The sequence below is a fragment of the Caballeronia sp. GAWG1-1 genome (genome assembly GCF_023631465.1).
In the GTDB taxonomy this organism is placed as follows: domain Bacteria; phylum Pseudomonadota; class Gammaproteobacteria; order Burkholderiales; family Burkholderiaceae; genus Caballeronia.
This window is the reverse complement of record NZ_JALQDB010000080.1, coordinates 1-4,673: the sequence shown is the minus strand read 5'-3', so window position 1 is coordinate 4,673 and position 4,673 is coordinate 1. Positions and strand designations below refer to the sequence as shown.

Here is a 4,673-nt window from a genome sequence, read left to right as displayed (position 1 = left end):
GTCGATGCGAGGCCACTTGACGTCACCTTTCGCGCAGCGGGCGAGCCGGTCGCCATCGTGGTGGGCGGCGATCCGGCCGTGCCGCGTCTGGCGCCGTTCGAGCAGCTTGCCGTGCCGGCTGAGTTATCGGGCGGTGATGGACTCCATCGAGGCATCAACCGTGCGGGCAGCTTCGCCTTCATTCGTGCCGAGCACGATCTGGCCGCCGTGCACGCCTACCTGCACCGGTATCGCGATCGTCCGGTGACCCTGCGTGCCTATACGCGGGAGCTCGAACGGCTGATTTTGTGGAGCGTGGTCGTTCAACAAAAGCCGCTGTCCTCACTGCTCGTCGAAGACTGCGAGACATACAAGGACTTTCTGAAGGCGCCGATCGCGAGCTTTACTGGGCCGAAGCGTCCGCGCACGAGCGGCCGTTGGCGCCCCTTTGCGCCCGATGGACTGTCGGACGACAGTCAGGCGTATGCGGTGCGCGTGATCCACGCGGCGTTCGCCTGGCTCGTCGAGGTGCGCTATCTCGCCGGCAATCCTTGGAGCGCGGTGCATGAACCGGCGACGGTCATTCGCGAGACAGCGGTGCAGGTTCATCGCGCCTTACCGGCCGATCTTTGGACGCGCGTACGAAGGCTCCTCGACGCCCGTTGTGTGGCCTCGGCATCTTCGACACCGGCGGCGACGGGACAGTCGTCGGAACGTTTAGCCAAGCAGGCGCGGGCGCGTGAGCAGCAAGAGGCGGCGCCTCAATGGCGGGCTGCGCGAGCGGCCATTCTTTTGATGGGTGACTCGGGGTTACGTCGAGTAGAAGCCGCTCGGGCGAGGCGTGAAGACCTTCGGCCTTCTGACGTCAGAAGCGAATTGTCGACGTCCGCGCGACAACCATCGGGGGAGGCGTCTGGCGCGCGTGCGCGATCCGTCTGGACCCTGACGATCGTCGGGAAGCGGCGCAAGCAACGCACCGTGCCGGTGAGCAGCGCCACGCTTGATGCGCTGCGCGCTCATTGGGCCGACCGCGATCGCAATTTCGATAGTCAGGCGCACGGGCCGCTGATCGCGCCACTTTGGATTCCGGAAACCAACACTGCACAGAATCGGCATGCCACTGACGACGATGTGGCCTACACGCCGGACGCGCTCGGGCGGCTGGTACGCATGGCTGTCCGCCGACTGGTGGTTGAGCTTAGAGCCGACCCCGCGTCGCTAAGCGAGATGAGCACCGAGGACCTGGTGCAACTGGTCAACACCTCGGCACATGCGTTTCGCCATACCTTCGGCACGCGCGCCGTCGCGCGGGATATGCCCACCGATGTTGTGCAGTCGATCCTTGGTCACGCATCGCTGCAGACGACCTCGATCTACGTCAAGGCGGAAAAGCGGCGCATGCTTGAGGCTGCCGCGCGGTATTACGCAGACGACGACTCTTAGTGCCCTAAGCTCGAACGCGGAGGGTTATAAAAGATGTTGCTTGAGGAACGGCGTCATGTCGCCGAAAAGAGTTCGGGCGTTATCAGCTCGCCGATACGCCGCCGGCGCGCTTGGACAATGAGATTTCTGTAAGCTAGAAAACAGGAAGTTGGTTCGCTGCGAAGACATGCAAGAATGGGCAGATGGCTATAAAACGTGGCCCGGTCTATCCATTTCCTTTTGACAGGGGTGAAAAACTGCACTTGTATTCAGGAAGCCAAATAGGCCAGCAGAAAGGGGACATTGCGTCGCCGTAGCGGCATTTGACGACCGGATTAGCTTCAATCAAACAACCGCTTTGACGTTTTTGCCGTTAGCCAAACTAGATTACCTCAATGGCAAAAATAACAAGCCTCGACAGAGGCATCGACGGATTCAGGACCGGCGATTGACGTCTTCGGTGAGCGCGTCATGGAAGCGCTCGCACGCCTCTTGCAACCGCGCTGTTGCGTCGCCGAACGCCCGCGCATGCTGTTCGGCTCGTTGTGCCGGGTTCAGGAATGGCGCGACGTTCGATTTGGCCACTTTGACGTTTTGCAGCGCTCGAAGGGTCCGCCGGCTTGCGCCAGTTGCTTGCCGCTCAAGTTCCGAAAACAGCATTGGCAGCAACCAATGGTTGGTTGACAGTGATGGAGTCGCGCGATCCGCAGCCGCTTCGTCATTTTCAGCACGCAGGTGCAGCTCGCACACCATTAAAATGCGTTTCGACCAAGCGTCAAAGACGTTCAGCGCGCCGCGCAGCGCGCGCGCCTCGTCCGAAACGAATGCCGAGTGGGGATCTGAAGTGCTTGCGGGGCGCAAGTCGCCTGCCCCCTCGAAGAGGTGGTCGAAGGGATTCATCGCACGGTGCACCATCGTCCATCGTGGCCATCGAAGCCGTCTAAGTCGCGGTGGCATTACGGATCTCAAATTGGTCTCCTCTTGCAATCGTACACGCTTGCGCCGTGCCGACGCTCGGGTCTTCGCTAACGACAAAGAGTCCCGCCCCGCGGGCGTTTTTTTGTCCGCCACACGCTTGCGAGTTCAACGCTGGACGATGGGACCCTAAATCAAAAAGACATTTGCGAACGCACAGCATGCGAATATGCCCCTGTTTCCGAATTCCGAGCCGTTTCCCAGTCATGACCCAGCAAAACAAATTTAAGCGAGGGCTTGGCCAGCGCGCCCGCAACAACAAGGCCATGTTCTTGCCTGTGAGCGAGGCGACCGCCAATCATATATCGCTTCGCTCATGGACTTCGCTCGATCGCGTGCGCGCGGGGGACGCTGACCCCGAAGCCGTCCTAGCGCTCGCGCACGCCACGGTCGTGGCCGCTCGCGTTGCCCAGTTGGGGTTTGGTTCGTTGGCCAAGGAAACGCTAGCCGAGGCGGCCACGGGACTGGCAGAAGCGATCGAGCGGGGCTGCCTCGATAATAACTGGCAGGTTGCGCCAGCGGTTTTCGCTTCGATCGGCCGCGCGCTTAATGAGCATCACCGCCAGCTGTTGCAGGTTCGTATGGGCGTGATCGTGGAGGCCAATGAATGGCTTGAGGCAAAGCTCGATCACGGAGCGAGGATGCAGGACCTGCTAGACACGCTGCTGCCGCGATCCCAGTTAGATCCTGGCGATTGAGCGAAAACGATACGTTTTAGGCGCTAGAGCGCGACGCTTGCGGAAACTGAACGAGCGAAACCGAGAGTGAACAAGCAAATGGACGAATGTGGCGGAGCGGGCGACGAACTTGGAAAACGCGGGCAGGTGGAGGCCGAGTTTCAGGAGCTTGTGCAAGACGTGGCCGCGCAGCGGTTTTTCCTAAGCAACCCGGAGCGGCGCGCGGCGCGCGCTATGTTGGCCGAGGGTTTCTGCTCGGTGGAAGTCGCCGCCTTCTTGCAAGCGTCTCCTTGGGCCACCTATTACCGAAATGTCGTGAGGGAGCACCACCTGCCCGAGTCAGCAGCGACGCGGGACGCGTTGCGCAAATCGTTCGAGCTTGGCGAAAGCGGAAGGGTCGCAGCTCAGCGGGCGATCGGGGCAACGCGCAAGAATGGTCACGAGATGTTTGGCCCCGTCACCGCGCCGAGATATCTTGACTAAACCGTCCATATCGCCTCTGTTGAGCTTGAGATTGAGCTTTTCGGCCGGGTGCACTCCCGCGACAAGCGCTGGCCGGCTTGGATGCGCGAGTTGACACAGGGGCGGCCTCCTTCGATCGACTGAGGGACGTCTGCGCTTCGTGACCTGGCCAGTGCGGGCGGGCAGTCTCGGCGCAACGTACGGTAGCACGGCGCACGTCGGCTATCAAACGCTGCCGATCACCAGAACGTTTCTCGACTGTCTCGCGCTGCCGGTTTTACCCGTCGTTCTCGTTTCCCGTGACGGCGAACGTCACCAACGACTGCATGATCTCGGCGCCGATTACCGACTTCGGCTCGAAGGTTCTCGAGTCATTTCCGGTTCCAGCGTGGTTTTGGTAAGAGATTCACTTCTGAGCGGATGAAAATTTCGCGGCCTTGGCTGCATGGGACTTGCTGGCAGATGTCGTTCAGTCGATTTTCATTCGCGAAGCGCTGCCAGACTAACTTGGATTTGCGTCAAGGCGGAGTAGCGGCGCGACAATACCAGACGACGTATCTTGAGAGTTCGCTATTTCGCCGGAGTCGCATCCAAACGCCTTCGCTTTACGTATCGTACGGGCAACCGGTGCGACGGTCTGTTCGATTCGTGTACTGCTTGATGCGTGGGAATGCGGATCACGATAGTCGGTCGCACGGCATCCATGCGGTTTACGCTCGCGAACAGAGACTGAAATTGGAAATTCGTTACCGGCTTCATCGCTTACTCATTACACAACAACCAGCCACTGCCGGCAACCGATCCGCTGTGCTGCTTCAGATAATTGGCTTTGACGGGCATCTTTGGCCCACTATCTCTATCCCGACCCAAGCCAATATCGATCACGAATATCGCACAGCTTTAGAGCGAGGTGTGAGCATGGTGGACAAGGCCTGCGAAAGTCGATTGGCGAACCCATTGGACGAAGCCCAGCCGCGCTATTAGCCATCGCCGCTAGCGTCGACCGAGCTCAGGCGGATATCGTTGCACGACGCACCTCGCGCTTGGCAGAGGCCGCAGCATTAATGCGCGGTGTTGATTGTTGAACCGCCCCGGAAATGTAGGAGACTTCGGATCTTGGCTGTAACGGGAGATTTGAAGCATGGAAAGCGAAGGCAA

At 60.0% G+C, this 4,673-nt stretch carries 4 protein-coding genes; 3 read left to right on the top strand and 1 reads right to left on the bottom strand.

Annotated features, from left to right (window positions below):
* The coding region (locus NCT03_RS33420; protein WP_250495489.1) for a tyrosine-type recombinase/integrase at nt 1-1,422 on the top strand (1,422 nt) is incomplete at its 5' end.
* Between the two features lie 414 nt (nt 1,423-1,836).
* Here the strand turns inward: NCT03_RS33420 and NCT03_RS33415 are convergent.
* Nucleotides 1,837-2,301 carry a hypothetical protein gene (locus NCT03_RS33415; RefSeq protein ID WP_244832073.1) on the bottom strand — a complete coding sequence of 155 codons (465 nt, stop codon included), beginning with the start codon at nt 2,299-2,301 and terminating at the stop codon, nt 1,837-1,839.
* A 281-nt stretch (nt 2,302-2,582) separates the two neighbouring features.
* On the opposite strand from NCT03_RS33415, the gene NCT03_RS33410 reads away from it, so the two are divergent.
* Nucleotides 2,583-3,074: a hypothetical protein gene (locus tag NCT03_RS33410; RefSeq protein WP_244832074.1), complete on the top strand. Its 492-nt coding sequence runs from the start codon at nt 2,583-2,585 to the stop codon at nt 3,072-3,074.
* A 66-nt stretch (nt 3,075-3,140) separates the two neighbouring features.
* The gene (locus NCT03_RS33405) at nt 3,141-3,536 is read left to right on the top strand and encodes a hypothetical protein (protein WP_250495488.1); all 396 of its coding nucleotides are present in this window, start codon (nt 3,141-3,143) and stop codon (nt 3,534-3,536) included.
* Nucleotides 3,537-4,673: the final 1,137 nt, after the last annotated feature.